This is a genomic window from Pseudoduganella namucuonensis (assembly GCF_900116645.1).
In the GTDB taxonomy this organism is placed as follows: Bacteria; Pseudomonadota; Gammaproteobacteria; order Burkholderiales; family Burkholderiaceae_D; genus Rugamonas; species Rugamonas namucuonensis.
This window is the reverse complement of the sequence record NZ_FPBO01000005.1, coordinates 216,425-231,702: the sequence shown is the minus strand read 5'-3', so window position 1 is coordinate 231,702 and position 15,278 is coordinate 216,425. Positions and strand designations below refer to the sequence as shown.

12 protein-coding genes are annotated in these 15,278 nt (G+C 71.1%); 8 read left to right on the top strand and 4 right to left on the bottom strand.

Annotation, left to right across the window (positions count from 1 at the left end; genetic code table 11):
- Window positions 1-49 precede the first annotated feature (49 nt).
- Window positions 50-730 (top strand): response regulator transcription factor, encoded by a 681-nt coding sequence (locus BM436_RS07860; RefSeq protein WP_229489572.1) that lies wholly within the window; start codon window positions 50-52, stop codon window positions 728-730.
- 67 nt (window positions 731-797) lie between these two features.
- Window positions 798-3,554, top strand: a complete 2,757-nt coding sequence (gene prsT, locus BM436_RS07855; protein ID WP_093554956.1) for an XrtA/PEP-CTERM system TPR-repeat protein PrsT — start codon at window positions 798-800, stop codon at window positions 3,552-3,554.
- Here prsT and BM436_RS07850 read toward each other — a convergent pair.
- Together BM436_RS07850 and BM436_RS07845 are read right to left on the bottom strand one after the other, a co-directional pair.
- Window positions 3,518-5,155 carry an FAD-binding oxidoreductase gene (locus BM436_RS07850; RefSeq protein WP_093554955.1) on the bottom strand — a complete coding sequence of 546 codons (1,638 nt, stop codon included), beginning with the start codon at window positions 5,153-5,155 and terminating at the stop codon, window positions 3,518-3,520. The genes prsT and BM436_RS07850 overlap by 37 nt on opposite strands.
- 2 nt (window positions 5,156-5,157) lie before the next feature.
- The gene (locus BM436_RS07845) at window positions 5,158-5,907 is read right to left on the bottom strand and encodes an N-acyl amino acid synthase FeeM domain-containing protein (protein ID WP_093554954.1); all 750 of its coding nucleotides are present in this window, start codon (window positions 5,905-5,907) and stop codon (window positions 5,158-5,160) included.
- Between the two features lie 240 nt (window positions 5,908-6,147).
- Here BM436_RS07845 and BM436_RS07840 point away from each other — a divergent pair, with 240 nt between their 5' ends.
- The 4 genes from BM436_RS07840 to BM436_RS07825 all read left to right on the top strand — a co-directional run bounded on the left by BM436_RS07840 (window position 6,148) and on the right by BM436_RS07825 (window position 10,637).
- Entirely contained in the window at window positions 6,148-7,077 is a 930-nt protein-coding gene (locus BM436_RS07840; RefSeq protein WP_093554953.1) for a PEP-CTERM sorting domain-containing protein, read from the top strand.
- Between the two features lie 99 nt (window positions 7,078-7,176).
- On the top strand, window positions 7,177-8,694 hold the full coding sequence (locus tag BM436_RS07835; RefSeq protein WP_093554952.1) for an XrtA system polysaccharide chain length determinant: 1,518 nt from the start codon (window positions 7,177-7,179) through the stop codon (window positions 8,692-8,694).
- A complete protein-coding gene (locus BM436_RS07830; protein WP_093554951.1) occupies window positions 8,691-9,449 on the top strand; it encodes an XrtA-associated tyrosine autokinase in 759 nt (252 codons plus the stop codon). Before BM436_RS07835 ends, BM436_RS07830 begins: the two co-directional genes overlap by 4 nt.
- 42 nt (window positions 9,450-9,491) lie before the next feature.
- Complete coding sequence (locus BM436_RS07825) at window positions 9,492-10,637, top strand: glycosyltransferase (protein ID WP_093554950.1); 1,146 nt, start codon at window positions 9,492-9,494, stop codon at window positions 10,635-10,637.
- A gap of 10 nt (window positions 10,638-10,647) precedes the next feature.
- Here BM436_RS07825 and prsR read toward each other — a convergent pair whose 3' ends face one another.
- Entirely contained in the window at window positions 10,648-11,997 is a 1,350-nt protein-coding gene (gene prsR, locus BM436_RS07820) for a PEP-CTERM-box response regulator transcription factor (protein WP_093554949.1), read from the bottom strand.
- A gap of 219 nt (window positions 11,998-12,216) precedes the next feature.
- On the opposite strand from prsR, the gene nadB reads away from it, so the two are divergent.
- Window positions 12,217-13,833: an L-aspartate oxidase gene (nadB, locus tag BM436_RS07815; RefSeq protein ID WP_093554948.1), complete on the top strand. Its 1,617-nt coding sequence runs from the start codon at window positions 12,217-12,219 to the stop codon at window positions 13,831-13,833.
- Window positions 13,834-13,874: 41 nt separating this feature from the next.
- On the opposite strand, the gene BM436_RS07810 is transcribed toward nadB, so the two are convergent.
- Window positions 13,875-14,627, bottom strand: a complete 753-nt coding sequence (locus tag BM436_RS07810) for a substrate-binding periplasmic protein (RefSeq protein WP_093555016.1) — start codon at window positions 14,625-14,627, stop codon at window positions 13,875-13,877.
- A 71-nt stretch (window positions 14,628-14,698) separates the two neighbouring features.
- Here BM436_RS07810 and BM436_RS07805 point away from each other — a divergent pair, with 71 nt between their 5' ends.
- Window positions 14,699-15,253, top strand: a complete 555-nt coding sequence (locus BM436_RS07805) for a GNAT family N-acetyltransferase (RefSeq protein ID WP_307664728.1) — start codon at window positions 14,699-14,701, stop codon at window positions 15,251-15,253.
- Window positions 15,254-15,278: the final 25 nt, after the last annotated feature.

Genomic DNA, 15,278 nt, shown 5'->3' with positions numbered 1-15,278 from the left:
TGCAACAGAAGCAACAGCTCCCGCTGCTGCGCCACGTAGGAGAAAGACCATGCAGCCATCCCCCACTTATGTCCACATCATGCATGAAGACGCGGTCATGACGGCCGGCTTGCGCGCCATCCTGGGCGAACACGCGGAGTTCGCCGTCTCCACCCACGCCGTTTGCCCGCACGCGCTGAGCATGGCCCATGTGATCGTGGCCGATTACCAGGGCGCCATCGCCGCCAGCCGCCAGATGCCGCAGGACCGCTACAGCCACGCCCCGCGCGTGCTGATCGTGACCCAGTTCGACAAGGAATGGGAGGTGCGCATGGCGATGGACAGCGGCGTGCACGGCTACCTGCTGCAAGGCTGCAGCGCCGAGGAGCTGGTCAAGGCGGTGCGCCAGCTGGGCCAGGGCCTGCGCTACCTGAGCGAGGCCGTCACCCGTTGCGTGGCCGACAGCCTGAGCCGCGAAACGCTGACCGGCCGCGAGACGGACGTGCTGCGCCTGCTGGCCCAGGGCTGCTGCAACAAATCCATCGCCCGCGAGCTGGGCATCGGCGTGGGCACGGTCAAGACCCATGTGAAGGGCCTGATGAGCAAGCTCGACGCCACGGCCCGCACCCACGCGGTGGTGGTGGCCACCCAGCGCGGCCTGATCAGCGCCGTGCAGCGCGCCGGCTCCCACCTGGGCCGCGCGCAAAACAACGGTTTCCACAACCCGTCGCTGCTTAGCCTTCACAGTTGAGGGCGATCAACAGCGGCGGCCCGGCCTACACCTACGCTGGGGGTCTACTTCTGTCGAGGAGAGCCCCATGCCCCCCCTGCCCCCGTCCCTGCGCGCCGCGCTGGCCGCCGCGCTGATCGCCTCCACCCTGCCCGCCTGCAAACACGGCGCCGATCCCGACCACCTGGTCGCCGGCGCCAGGGAATACCAGCGCAAGGGCGAGAGCAAGGCCGCCGTCATCGAACTGAAGAACGCCCTGCAACACGCGCCCGGCCATGGCGCGGCGCGCATGCTGCTGGGCGACGTGTATCTGGACAGCGGCGACGTGTTGTCCGCCGACAAGGAATTCCGCCGCGCGCGCGAGCTCGGCGCGCCGGCGGCCGAGGCGCTGCCCCGGCTGGCCCGGACCATGCTGCTGCAACAACAATACGAGGAGACGCTGGCGTTGATGCCCGCCGAGGGCGGCGCGCCGGAACTGCTGGCCTTGCGCGGCTACGCGCTGCTGGGGCTGCATCGGCGCAACGAGGCGGCCGCCCTGTTCGAGCAGGCGCTGAGCCGGCAGCCCGGCCACGTCGCCGCCCTGCTGGGCAAGGCCAGGCTGGCGCTGCAGGTCCAGGACGCGGCGCAGGCCCACGCCCACGTGGACGCCGCGCTGGCCGCCCGGCCGGTCGATCCGGACGCCCTGCGCATGAAGGGCGATTTGCTGCGCATGGATGGCAAGCTGGACCAAGCGCTGGCGCGCCACCTGGAGATCATCAAAAACCTGCCCGGCAACCTGCAAGCCCGCGTGGACGCCGCCGGCATCCAGATCGAGGCCGGCAGGCACGCCGAGGCCAAGGCCATGCTGGCCGCCGCGCGCAAGATCGCCCCCGGCGGCCTGCAGGTGATTTACACGCAGGCGCTGCTCAATTTCCGCGAGAAGAACCTGCATGGCGCGCTCGAGCACCTGCAACTGGTGCTGCGGGCGGCCCCCGACCATCTGCCCAGTCTGCTGCTGGCCGGCGCCGTGCAGTACGAGTTGAACAATGGCGCGCAGGCCGAGCAGTATCTGGGCCGCTTCCTCCAGGCCGAGCCCGGCCACCTGTACGCCGGCAAGCTGATGGCCGGGCTGGCGCTGCGGGCCGGCAAGGCGGACGAGGCGATCCGGCTGCTGGCGCCGCTGCTGGAAAAGCATCCCGACGACGTGGAATTGCTGGCCGCCGCCGGCGACGCGCACATGCGGGCGCGGCAGTTCACCCGCGCCGCCGAGCTGCTGCAGCGCGCCACGGAACTGGCGCCGGCCAAGCCCGCCTTGCGGGCCGCGCTGGGCGCCAGCCATCTCGGCAAGGGCGACGGCCCGCGCGCCATCGCCGAACTTGAGCGCGCGCTCGGCATGGACGCGGCCACCCCGCGCGCCGGCCCCCTGCTGGTGCTCACCCACCTGCGCAACGGCGACCACGCCAAGGCGCTGGCGGCCGTGCGCACGCTGGAGGCGCGGGGCAACAACCCCGCCGTGCAAAACCTGAAGGGCGGCGTGCTGCTGGCGCAGCGCGACACCGAGGGCGCGCGCAAGGCGTTCGAGGCGGCGCTGGCGCTGGAGGCGGGCTATCTGCCGGCGCTGCAAAACCTGGCGCAGCTGGACACGCTGGCCCGCCAGCCCGAGCGCGCGCGCCAGCGCTACGAGGCCGCGCTGGCCAGGGACCCGCGCAACGGCGTGCTGATGACCGAGCTGGCCAGGCTGGCCACCGCCCAGGGCCGGCCGGCGGAGGCCATGGCCTGGCTGGAGCGCGCCAGCAGGCAGCAGCCGGACGCGCTGGCCCCGTCGCTGCTGCTGGCCAACTATTACCTGCGCGCGGGCGAGCGGCAAAAGGCGTTGACGTTGGCCCAGAAGCTGCATTCGGCCCATCCCGCCAGCGCCGAGGCGCTGACGGTGCTGGCCGAGTCGCAGACCGCCAGCGGCGATCACGAGGCGGCGCTGGAAAGCCACGCCGCGCTGGCGGCCATGCAGCCGGAGTCGGCGCTGGCGCAGATGCGGCTGGCCGGCACGCTGATGGGCCTGAACCAGCGCGACGAGGCGCTCGCCGCCGTCCGCAAGGCGCTGGAACTGGAGCCGGACCTCGGCGTGGCGCAGCAGACGGCGGTGCGGCTGCTGACCGAGCGGCGCGCGTGGCTGGAGGCGCTGGAGGTGGCGCGCGCGGCGCAGCGGCGGCATCCGGACGCGGGCCTGGGCTACAAGCTGGAGGGCGAGATCCTGATGGCGCGCGGCCAGGCGCCGCAGGCCCTCAAGCTGTTCGAGCAGGCCTACGGCCGTGAACAGAGCGGCCCGATGGCGATCGCGGTGCACCGCGCGCTGAGCGCGACGGGCAGGAGCGGGGACGCCGCGCAGCGCATCCGGCAATACCTGGAATACCATCCGCGCGACACCCCCACCCGCCTCTACCTCGCCAGCGCGCTGAGCCAGGCGCGCGACTACGCGGGCGCCGTCGCGCAATACGAGCGGGTCGTCGAGGCCGATCCCGAGCACGTGGTGGCGCTGAACGACCTGGCCTGGGCCAGCCAGCAACTCAAGGACAAGCGCGCCCTCGCCTACGCCGAGCGGGCCTACCGGCTGGCGCCGTCCAATCCGGCGGTGGCCGACACGCTGGGCGGGATCTTGCTGGAACAGGGCCAGCCGGAGCGCGCCCTGCCCATGCTGAAGAAGGCCAGCGACGCCGCGCCGCGGGTGGGCGACATCCGCTTCCGCTACGCCAGCGCGCTGATGAGGACGGGCGACCGTCCGGCGGCGCGCCGCCAGTTCGAACTGCTGCTGGCCGACCGCGACTTTCCCCGTCAGGACGAGGTGAAGGCGCTGCTGGGCGGCTGGTAGCGCCCGGGCGCGATGACGCCGCGCGGATCGAGCGCGGCCTTGATGCGGGCCGCCACGCGCCAGTGGCTGTCGCCGCCGGGGTCCAGGTCGGCCATCGACTGCAGGCCGACGCGGTAGGGGACGTAGCCGGCCGCCATGACGGCGTCGAACATCTGGCGGTAGCACATCATGGCGCGCGCCGATTCGTCCTCGTCCTCCTTGTCGTAGGCCACCGTCAGCACGCCGCCCAGCGCGCGTTCATTGATCATGCTGTAGGTGGCGAACAGGTCGAAGCCGTGCAGCCGGAACACCGGCTCGGCCAGCGCGTGCACGCGCAGCAGGTCGGCGCCGCGCAGGGGCAGCACGGGCGAGATCCACAGCAGGCCGCAGTTGTCGCGCGCGGGATCGGCGTGCGCCGGGAAGTCCGGCGGCACGCCGCCGCGCCGCCGCCAGTAGGCGCCCGCCAGGAAACGGCCGTCCGGCACGCCGCGGTTCATCGCCAGCAGCGAGCGTCCCAGCGCCACCCGCGCCGCGATGCGCCGCCCGACGGCCGTGCCGCCCAGCAGGCGCGCGGCGAAGGCGCCGGCGTCGAGCTTGCGGTCGTCCAGGAAGCGGGGCGCGGCGCCGGTGTGGCGCAGCGCCCGCCGCAGCGCGTGCTTGGCGGCGGCCACTTGCCGCCCGCTGCCGTACAGGGCGCCGGACACGATCCAGGCGCCGATCCCCGCCTCCCGGCGCAGCGCCTCCCGCAGCGCCGGCGGCAGCGGCGACACGCCGCCGGCGCGTTCATGCGGATAGGTGGCGCCGCCCGAGATGACGCGCAGGTCGTTGCCGATATGCACGGTGCTGCGCAAGGTGCCGTCCAGCCGCAGCGGCCGCAGCGCGTCGACCACGGCGGCGATCTGCTCGTGCCGCGGCACCATGCACAGGAAGTGGTTGACGACGGCGGTTTTCGGCATCAGCCACAAGCCCAGGCTGGTGACGATGCCGTAGTTGGACTGCGTGAACAGGCCGTCCAGCCACGGCCCCAGACCGTACGGAAACACCCGCGTGCCCTGGGCGCCCGCGTAGTGGCCGAAGCCGGTTTGCAGCAGCTCGCCGGTGGCCAGCACGATCTCCATGCCGCTGATGTGCAGCAGGCGGTTGCCGTAGGGGGAGTGGCCGAAGCCGCGCTCCAGGATGTTGCCGACCAGGCTGGTGTCCGGCCCGGCGCCGGTGCAGTCCATCCACAGCGGCAAGTCCCTCTCCAGCAGGTAGTCCGACAGCTGGCGCTGCGTGACCCCGGGCTCGACCACGGCGTAGGCCAGCTCGGCGTCGACCTCCAGGATGCGGTTCATGCCGCCCAGGTCGACGATGACCTGGCCGTCCCGCGGCGCGCAGGCGTCGCCGTAGCCCCAGTTGCGGCCGGTGCTGATCGGGTACAGCGCCATCCCGTGCGCGGCCGCGCCGCCGACCACGTGCACCACCTCGTCCCGTGTCAGCGGCCGCAGCACGGCGGCCGGACGCGTGCTCCAGGACGAGGTGCTGCGCGCGTAGGCGTCCAGCGTGGCCGGGTCGTCGCGCACCCGTTCGGGCCCGAGCCGCGCGCGCCAATGCGCCAGCGCGGCGGCGAGGCCGGCTTCCATCGCTAGCTCCGGCCCCGCATCAGCCGCGCGGTGATGCCGGGCTCGTCGCCGATGGGGAAGAAATAGGGGTAGAAGGAGCGCTCCGCCGCCTGCTCCATCTGGCCGCCGAACTGGCGTATCCGCTCGGCCATGTGCTCCAGGTCCATGCGCAGCAGCACGGCGGGCGCGCCCACCCGCGTGCACTGGCGCTCGCCGCACAGTTCCTGGAAGCCCAGCATGCGCTTGTAGAACATCGCGTGCCGCGGATTGACCTCGATCACGTAGTCGCTGTAGCTGTGGATGTTGTGGGCGTAGATGTAGGAGATGTGGATCAGGCCGGCGAACACGCGGCGCGTCACGCCCTTGTCGATGGCCAGCCGCGACGGTTCGCACAGGCGCCGCCCCGCGGCGCGCAGCAGGTCGAGTTGGTCGCGGAAGTTCTCGTCGGCCGGCAGGCCGATGTCCGGGTCGTCCAGGCACAGCGACATGGTGCCGACGGTCCGGCCGCCCGTCTCCGCGTACAGCGTGATCCGGTTCAGCGCGTGGTGGGCGGACGGATCGACGTCGTAGCCGCGCCAGCCGTACATTTTTTTCAGCAACAGCGTCGCCGCCTCCCGCTGCCCGCGCGAATTGGCCATGCGCAGGTGGAACACCTGCTGGTCGATCGCGTGGTCGAGCGCCGGATCGGGCGGGGCCTCGCCTATCATCAGGTCGCTCAGGCCGGGGGCGGCTTGCGCCTCGAATGAGATGATGGTGTCGTCTTGCTTGGGCACGGATGCTCCTCGCTTGGGGATATCCGTGAGACAGCCGGCCTGCGGCGGAGTTCCGCGCGGGCCGGCGTTTTTCAGCGGCGGTGTCGCTTTTCTTGGCAAAATGACATGGGCGCGCCGCGGCGCCGGCGCAAGCGCTTGATTTTAATGGGGAAAAAAGCTTGGCATGAACGCTGCTATCACAAGGTAGACCGCAAGCCTTTGCGGCCCACACCCCGCTCGTCAACCAAGGAGTAGCACGCCATGCAAACCACCAAGAAAGCTTATCTGCTGACCGCACTGGCCGCCAGCCTGGGCTTCGCCGCCGTTCCCGCCCAGGCGGCCACCTTCGCCTCCTCGATCCTGAACATCACCAACTTCCGCCTGCTGCACGCGAACGGCACCGCCTACAGTGTCGGCGATTTTTCCACCTTGGCCGGCAACAACAACGCCCACGCCACCGCCGAACTGAACAACGTGTTCGACAACGGCGCCGACACCCGCTCGATCACGGCCGCGGTGGCGCCGAACGTGGCCCACCAGTGCGTGGGCGCCTGCTTCCCGCTGGCCGAGGACAACTTCGCGCCCATCGCGGGCCTGCCGCCGGTGACCACCACCTACGGCTACGCGGACCAGCGCCTGACCGGGGCGGCCATCCGGGTCGGCGCGACGCCGGCCGGCGCCAACGCCTCGACCCGGGCCGACGCCTCCACCTCCGTCAACGCCGTCGCGGCCGGCAACTCGGACGTCGGCACCTCCACCACTTTCGCCTTCACCATGGGCGCCGCCGACGACACGATGACGGTGTCGTTCACCGGCAATCCCTACACGCGCGCGCTGGTCACGCCGGGCGCGGGCGCCGTCTCGGACGCCAACGCCCGTCTCTCGTGGAGCCTGAACATCATCAACATGACCACCCACGCCAGCGTCCTGAACTACGCGCCCGACGCGCTGAACTCGCTCAGCGCGGTCAGCGCCACCCACGCCGCGCCCGACAACGTGGTCTACGCGCCGGGCGCCACGCTGTTCAGCGCCGTCAGCGGCCTGCTGAAGGCCAACCAGACCTACCAGATCACGATCCAGCACAATTCGTTCGCGAACGCGACGCAAAACGTGCCGGAACCGGCCACGCTGACGGTGATGGCGGCCGGCCTGATGGGCATCGCGCTGGTCCGCCGGCGCCGCGCCGGCTAGCGTCCGGAACGGCGGTTTGACGCGGCGCAAGCGGCGGCCAGTTAATGACCGGCCCGCTTGCGCCCGTCTCTATAATCCGTGCCATGGGAGCCTGCGCACATGGAAGAGTTCATCAACCAGTTGCTGACGAACGCACGCGGAATCTGGAAATACCGCTGGCTGGCCGCGGGCGTGTCGTGGATGCTGGCGGTGGCCGGCTGGGCCGGCGTCACGGCGCTGCCGGACGACTACCAGAGTTCGGCGCGCGTGTATGTCGACACCCAGAGCATACTCAAGCCCCTGCTGTCGGGCATGACCAGCGTGCCCAACGTCGAGCAGCAGGTCGCCATCATGAGCCGCACCCTGCTCAGCCGCCCCAACGTCGAGCGCGTCATGCGCATGGCCGACCTGGACCTGGAAGCCACCTCGCCGCGCGAGCATGAACGGCAACTCGAGGAGCTGATGGGCAAGATCCGCATCGCCGGCACCGGCAGCTACGACATCTACACCATCACCTATCACCACCACGACCCGAAGAAGGTGCGCGACGTGGTGCAGTCGCTGCTGGCCATCTTCGTCGAGGGCAGCTTCAAGGGCAAGAAGGCCGACACGCAAAAGGCCATGCAGTTCATCGACGAACAGATCAAGACCTACGAGGCCAGGCTGGTGGCCGCCGAGAACACGCTGAAGGAATTCAAGATGCAAAACAGCGCGCTGCTGCCACGCCAGGGCGTCGACTACGGCGCCCAGCTGCTGCTGTCGGCCGACGCGCTGGGCGCGGCGCGGCTGGATCTGGCCGAGGCGGAGCAGTCGCGCGACGCCATCCGCTCCCAGGTGGACGGCGCGGCGGCGGACGGCGCGCTGGCCGGCGCGGCCACGCCGGCGCTGGACGCGCGCATCGACGCGCTCAACAAAAACCTGGACGGCCTGCGCCTGCAATACACCGACCTGCACCCGGACATCGTCGCCGCCCGCCGCCTGTTGGCGCAGCTGGAACTGCGCCGGCGCGAGGAGAACGCGGCGCCCGCGCCGCGCGCCGACCCGGCCCTGCTCCACAGTCCCGTGCAGCAGCAGTTGCGGGTGGCGCTGACCGAGGCCGACGCCCGCGTCGCCGCCATGCGCGTGCGCGTGCGCGAACTGGGCCTGCGCCACGAGCGGCTGCAGCGGCAAAGCAAGGCGGTGCCGGAGGTCGAATCGCAGCTGGCGCAACTGAACCGCGACTACGACGTGAACAAGGAGAATTATGAAAAGCTGCTGGGCAAGCGCGAGGCGGCCAGACTGTCGGGCGACTTGAGCGCCACCACCGAGATGATGAACTTCCGCATCATCGATCCGCCCACCATGCCGGCCCGCCCCGTGGGCCCGAACCGGCCGCTGTATTACAGCGCCGTGCTGGCGGCCGCGCTGGCGGCCGGCGGCGTGGCCGCGATCGCCACCAGCCAGGCGCGGCCGACCTTCCTCAGCGCGGCCGAGCTGCGCGCCTTCACCGGCCTGTCGGTGATCGGCACGGTGGCGATGAACTGGACGCCGGCCCAACTGGCGCGGCGCCGGCGCGACAAGGCCGGCCTCGGCACGGTGCTGGCCACGTTGCTGCTCGGCTACGGGGGGGTGATGAGCTACGCCCTGCTGCTCGAATGAAGGACGCGGCGCCGAGCGAGCACCCGGGCGCCGCCCCGCGCGCCGTCGCGATCGACCTGCGGCGGCTCGCGGAACTGGGCATGGTCACGCACGAGGGCGGCCGCTCGCCGGTGGCCGAGGACTTCCGCATCATCAAGCGGCCGCTGCTGCGCAACCTGCGCGCCGAGGACGGCAGCCCCCGCCCGCACGCCAACCTGATCATCGTCTGCAGCGCGCTGCCCGGCGAAGGCAAGACATATTGCGCCATCAACCTGGCGCTCAGCATCGCCATGGAACGCGACACCACGGTGCTACTGGTCGACGCCGACGTGGCCCGGCCATCCATGCCGGGCGTGCTGGGCCTGGGCGAGCACGCCGGCCTGATGGACATCCTGCTGGACCAGCGGCTGACACTGTCGGACGTGATCCTGAAAACCAATGTGCCCGCCCTCAGCATCCTCCCCGCCGGCCGCAGCAACCGGCAGGCCACCGAACTGCTGGCCAGCCGGGACATGAGCGAATTGTTGAGCGAGATCGCCAACCGCTACGCCGACCGCATCGTGGTGTTCGATTCGCCGCCGCTGCTGCTGACCACCGAGGCCGGCGTGCTGGCGGCGCAGATGGGCCAGGTGGTGCTGGTGGTGGAGGCCGAATCGACCACCCAGGCCGCGCTGCGCGAGGCGCTGCGCCAGATCGAGTCCTGCAAGCATATACACCTCGTCTACAACAAGACCCGCGCCCTGCCGGCCAGCGCCCGCCATGGCTACGACCGCTAGCGGACGCCCCGTCCAACCCAGCCAACCACAAGGAGCCGCGCCATGCTGCCGCTGACCGAGACTGCCGTTGCCGCGCCGGCGCCTGGCGCGCCGTTGCCGCTGATCGTGCACCTGATCGACCGCCGGGCCGGCGACGGCGAGGAAACCAGCCTGCTCACGCTGCTGCGCCACATGCCGCCGGGCCGCTACCGCCACATGATACTGAGCCTGCGCGGCGACGCGGAGTGGGAACTGCGCCACGACGGCAGCACCGCGCAGGTGATCGGGCTGCAATCGCGCCTGCGCGTGGGGCCGGCCGGCGGCGTCCAGCCGCAGGACCGGGGCCTGGATTGGCACGGCGGCCTGCGCCTGTTCGGCGCGCTCAAGCGCCTGCGGCCGGTGCTGGTGCACACGCACAGCGCGGCCGCGCAGTGGCTGGCGGCCGCCGCCGGCGTGCCGGTGCGGCTGGAACGCGCCAGCATGGCCGGCGCGCCGCGGCGCCATGGCGTGGGACCGTGGCTGTCGCGCCTGTTCGGCCCGCCGCCCGGCCACGGCGCCGGCCACCGCGCGGTCGACAGCGTGCAATTCCACCCGCGCCTGGGCCCGGCGCCGGCGTCGGTCGGTCCGCCCGGCTTCCTGTGCGACCAGGCCTTCGTGATCGGCGCGGCCGGCGCGATGGACGAGGGGCACGGCCACGCGCAACTGGTGCGCGCCTTCCTGCTGCTGCTGGAGGGCTGCGACCCGCGCGAGGCGCCGTTGCGCCTGCTGATCGCCGGCGACGGCCCGGAGCGCGCCCACTGCCAGGCGCTGCTGCGCCAGGCCGGCGCCGAGCGGCTGGCCTGGCTGCCCGGCGCGCGCGACGACGTGGCCAGGCTGATGCGTTCAATGGATGTGTTCGTCGCGCCGGCCGCCCATGGCTGCAGCGGCCAGCACATCCTGGAGGCGATGGCCAGCGGGCTGGCGGTCGTGGCGGCGACGGGCGGCGACCACGCCCAGCTGATACAGGCCGGCTGGACCGGCACGCTGGTGCCGCCGGGCGAGCCGCCGGTGCTGGCCAACGCCATCGCCGACTACGACCGCATCCCCGGCCTGGCGCGCCGGCACGGCCATCGCGGCCGCCACCACGTCATGGCCCACCACAGTCTGGCCGCGATGGCGGCGCGCTACCTGGCGCTGTACGACAGGCTGCTGGCGCGGCGCGGGGGGTGAGCGGCCGCGGTCACCGGATGCCGTGGTGGCTCATCAGGTCGTACAGGGTCGGGCGGCTGACGCCCAGCAGCTCGGCCGCCCGCAGGATGTTGCCGTCGACCCGCCCCAGCGCCTTGATCATCACGCGGTATTCGGCCGCGTCGCGCGCCTGGCGCAGGTTGATGTTCTCGGCCTCGGCCGCGCCGCACGGCGGCAGGCCCAGGTCCTCCAGCGTGATCTGCGGGCCCTCGGCCATGATGACCGCGCGGCGGATGCAGTTTTCCAGTTCGCGCACATTGCCCGGCCATTGCCAGGCCTCGATGGCGGCCAGCGCCTCGGGCCGGAAATGCAGGGTGTGGCGCCGCTCGCTGGCGCAGCAGCGGTTGCGGAAATGGTGGGCCAGCAGCACCGCGTCGCCGACCCGCTCGCGCAGCGGCGGGATGGTCAGCACGATTTCGCTCAGCCGGTAATACAAGTCCCCGCGGAAGCGCCCGTCCTCGACCAGCTCCTTGAGCTTGCGGTGGGTGGCGCACACCACCCGCACGTCGACCGCGATCTCGCTGCGTCCGCCCACCCGCTCGATCACGCGCTCCTGCAGGAAGCGCAGCAGTTTGGCCTGCAGCGGCGGCGCCATGTCGCCGATCTCGTCGAGGAAGAAGGTGCCGCCCTGCGCCAGCTCGATCTTGCCCGGCGTGCGCTGGGCCGCGCCGGTGAACGCGCCCTTCTCGTAACCGAACAGCTCGCTCTCCAGCAGCTGCTCCGGTATCGCCGCGCAGTTGATGGCGACGAAGCGCCGCTCGCGGCGGGTGCCGAGCCGGTGCAGGCCGCGCGCCAGCAACTCCTTGCCGCAGCCCGATTCGCCCAGCAGCATGACGCTGGCCGACGACGGCGCGACCTTTTCCACGCCGCGGCACAGCTTGAGCATGGCCGGGTCGCGGCTGATGATGCCGGACAGCGGCGAATCGGCCTCGATCTGGCGCATGCGGCCGTGCTCCTCCTGCACCCCGTGCAGGAACAGCGCGCGGGCGATCACCAGTTGCAGCAGGTCCGGGTCCAGCGGCTTTTGCTGGAAATCGTAGGCGCCCATGCCGATCGCGTGCAGCACGTTGGCGCGGTCCTGGTTGCCCGACAGGATGATCACCTTGGTGCCCGGCGCGATGGCCAGCACGTCGCGCAGCAGCGTCAGGCCGACGCCGGCGCCGTTCGGTTCGGGCGGCAGCCCCAGGTCCATGGTCACCACCGGCGGCTGGTGCCGCCGCAACTGCGCCAGGGCCGCGGCCGGGCCGTCCGCCGGCAGCACCTCGTAAGCATCCAGGGTCCAGCGCAGCTGGCGCTGCAGGCCGGGATCATCCTCCACCACCAGCACTTTCGTCTTCGGCATGGCGCCCTCCGCGTTGGGCTTGACGGTTCCGATCGGCGCCGCCGGCCTGCGCGGGCGCCCGCGCCACCGCGCGCGCGGTGGTGCAACCCATGATGCCGCCCGGCATGCCCGGCGGTATTGAGCGGTCACAACACTGACTAAAATGGCCGCCGCGCCGCACGCGCGCGGCAAATCGTCTATAGTCTTACTTCTTTACAAGCAAATATGACGATTTAGACCATGAAATTCGATGTTGCTATAGTCGGCAGCGGCCTGGCCGGCCTGTCGGTGGCGCTGCACCTGGCCGAGACGCGCAAGGTGGCGATCATTTCCAAACGCCAGCTGCTCGACGGCGCCAGCAACTGGGCCCAGGGCGGCATCGCCGCCGTGCTCGACTCCGGCGACAGCCACGACCAGCATATCGCCGACACCCTGGTGGCCGGCGGCGGCCTGTGCGACGAGGCCGCCACCCGCTTCATCGTCGAAAACGGCCGCGCCGCCATCGAATGGCTGATCGAGCAGGGCGTGCCGTTCACGCGCGACGCCACCGCCGAATTGGGCTTCCACCTGACGCGCGAGGGCGGCCACAGCCAGCGCCGCATCATCCACGCGGCCGACGCCACCGGCCACGCGGTCCAGATCACGCTGGAGCAGAAGGTGCGCGCGCACCCGAACATCAGCCTGTTCGAGCACCATTGCGCGATCGACCTGATCACCTCCGACAAGCTGGGCCCGCGGCAGGCGCACGACACCGCCCAGCCCAAGTGCCACGGCCTGTACGTGCAGGACGTCAAGACCGGCCAGGTGCACACGGTGGCCGCCGAGCACACCGTGATGGCCACCGGCGGCGCCGGCAAGGTCTATCTGTACACCACCAACCCGGACACCGCCAGCGGCGACGGCATCGCCATGGCCTGGCGCGCGGGCTGCCGCGTGTCCAACATGGAATTCATCCAGTTCCACCCGACCTGCCTGTACCACCCCTACGCCAAATCCTTCCTGATCACGGAAGCCATCCGCGGCGAGGGCGGCCTGCTCAAGCTGCCGCCGGAAGCCGGCGCGGCCGCCGGGGCCCGCTTCATGCTGGCCCACGACGAGCGCGCCGAACTGGCCCCGCGCGACGTGGTGGCGCGCGCGATCGACTTCGAGATCAAGAAGCGCGGCCTCGATTATGTGCACCTGGACATCAGCCACAAGCCGGCCGAATGGCTGATCGAACACTTCCCCACCATCTACGCGCGCTGCCTGGAGCTGGGTATCGACATCACCAGGCAGCCGATCCCCATCGTGCCGGCGGCGCACTACACCTGCGGCGGCGTGGTCACCGACCTGTACGGCCGCACCGACCTGCCCGGCCTATACGCCGTGGGCGAAACCGCCTGCACCGGCCTGCACGGCGCCAACCGCCTGGCCTCGAACTCGCTGCTCGAATGCGTGGTCATCGGCCGCGCCTGCGCGCAGGACATCGAGGCGCAGGAACGCAACGGCTCGCCCTACCTGCCGGACTGGGACGAGAGCCGGGTCACCGACGCCGACGAGGAAGTGGTGATCGCCCACAACTGGGACGAGCTGCGCCGCTCGATGTGGAACTACGTGGGCATCGTGCGCACCACCAAACGCCTGGAGCGCGCCCAGCACCGCATCGCGCTGCTCAAGGAGGAGATCGACGAGTACTACCGCAACTTCCGCATCACCAGCGACCTGCTGGAGCTGCGCAACCTGGTCGACGTGGCGGCGCTCATCGTCAACAGCGCGCTGCAGCGGCGCGAAAGCCGCGGCCTGCATTTCAGCCGCGACTATCCCGCCACGCTGCCCAAGGCCCTGCCGTCCATCCTGACGCCGCCGACCCGGCGCTAACCCGCGCCCGGCCCGCCGCGCCTATCGGCGCCGGCGGCGCCTCAGGGCACGTCGACGTCGTAGCGCAGGCCCATGCGCTTCAATTCCCCGGCCGCGATCAGGGCGTCGAACACCGTGTCGAAGCGGCGCCGGACCGCCTCGTGCTCCGCGTCCCTGGGGAAGGCGAAATAGCCGTCCTGCACACCGATCACGTTGGGCAGCGCCTCGACCTGGCCGGCGATGCGCAGGGCCGCCACCACCGGCTCGGTGTTGCGCCGGTTGCTGGCGAACAGCGCCACGTGGCGATGGGTCAGCATCAACAAGCCGTTTTCGACATTGTTGGCGACGCTGATGCGCAGCCGGGGCCGGGCCGCGTCGAACTCCCCGCCGTAGGCCCAGCCATTCATCACCACGATGGGTTTGCCCTCCAGCGCCGCGTAATCGCCCTTCCACTGCGCGCCCGAGCCGCTCAGGGCGTAGAACACCATGTCGTCGCGGTAAAAGGCGGAACGCGAGAACGCCATCTTCTCCAGCCGCTCGGCCGACTTGTAGGGTCCCACCAGGATGTCGGCCTGCCCCTGCGCCACCAGCGCCTGCGCGCGCGCCCAGGGATAGAGCTCGAAGCGCACGGTGTCGCCGTTCTGGCGCGCCACCTTGCGCACGATGTCGGGCCCGATGCCGTAGAACTGGCCGTCCGGCCTGCGTTCGAACACGCGCTCGAAATGCGCGCCCACCACGAGCAACTCGCGCGCCCAGCCGGGGGCCGCCCCGGCCAGCAGGCCGGCGCACACGCAGCAACGCAAAACGGATAACATGAACATGCAGTCATAATACCGAAGAAAAACATGCGTTTGCGCAAACTTGCCGTCAATTACGGCCACAAATCATGGAAATGACACACAAGCACGCCATCGAACCGAGGCCGGCGCTGCCCGCCGACATCCCCGCCATGGAGGCGCTGATCGCGCGCTCGGGCATCGCGCTCAGCGCCGGCTTCTACACGCCGGAGCAGGCCGAGGCCATCACGCGCCACGTGTTCGGCGTCGACACGCAACTGGTGGCGGACGGCACCTATTTCGTCATCGAGCGGGAGGGGGAACTGCTGGCGTGCGGCGGCTGGAGCAAGCGCGCCACGCTGTTCGGCGGCGACCAGGCCAAGAGCGGCCCCGACCCGCTGCTCGACGCGGCCACGCAGGCCGGCCGGATACGGGCCTTCTTCGTGGCGCCCGGGGCGGCGCGGCAAGGTCTGGGACGGAGCTTGATGCGCCATTGCGAGGAGCAGGCGCTGGCGGCGGGGTTCCGGACGCTGGAACTGGCCGCCACCATGCCCGGCGTGCCGCTGTACCTGGCCGCCGGCTTCGAGATCGTGGAGCGCTTCGAGCTGCCGCTGCCCGGCCCCGTGCTGGTTCCGCTGGCGCGCATGCGCAAGCGGATAGGCTGAAGGAGGGGCCGGCGGGCCGATAGGC

Excerpts from the sequence above, each read along its gene's own strand:
- BM436_RS07860 (WP_229489572.1), top strand. The coding sequence starts at position 50 with ATGCAGCCATCCCCCACTTATGTCCACATCATGCATGAAGACGCGGTC.
- prsT (WP_093554956.1), top strand. The coding sequence starts at position 798 with ATGCCCCCCCTGCCCCCGTCCCTGCGCGCCGCGCTGGCCGCCGCGCTG.
- BM436_RS07850 (WP_093554955.1), bottom strand. The coding sequence starts at position 5,155 with ATGGAAGCCGGCCTCGCCGCCGCGCTGGCGCATTGGCGCGCGCGGCTC.
- BM436_RS07840 (WP_093554953.1), top strand. The coding sequence starts at position 6,148 with ATGCAAACCACCAAGAAAGCTTATCTGCTGACCGCACTGGCCGCCAGC.
- BM436_RS07835 (WP_093554952.1), top strand. The coding sequence starts at position 7,177 with ATGGAAGAGTTCATCAACCAGTTGCTGACGAACGCACGCGGAATCTGG.
- BM436_RS07830 (WP_093554951.1), top strand. The coding sequence starts at position 8,691 with ATGAAGGACGCGGCGCCGAGCGAGCACCCGGGCGCCGCCCCGCGCGCC.
- BM436_RS07825 (WP_093554950.1), top strand. The coding sequence starts at position 9,492 with ATGCTGCCGCTGACCGAGACTGCCGTTGCCGCGCCGGCGCCTGGCGCG.
- prsR (WP_093554949.1), bottom strand. The coding sequence starts at position 11,997 with ATGCCGAAGACGAAAGTGCTGGTGGTGGAGGATGATCCCGGCCTGCAG.
- nadB (WP_093554948.1), top strand. The coding sequence starts at position 12,217 with ATGAAATTCGATGTTGCTATAGTCGGCAGCGGCCTGGCCGGCCTGTCG.
- BM436_RS07810 (WP_093555016.1), bottom strand. The coding sequence starts at position 14,627 with ATGTTATCCGTTTTGCGTTGCTGCGTGTGCGCCGGCCTGCTGGCCGGG.
- BM436_RS07805 (WP_307664728.1), top strand. The coding sequence starts at position 14,699 with ATGGAAATGACACACAAGCACGCCATCGAACCGAGGCCGGCGCTGCCC.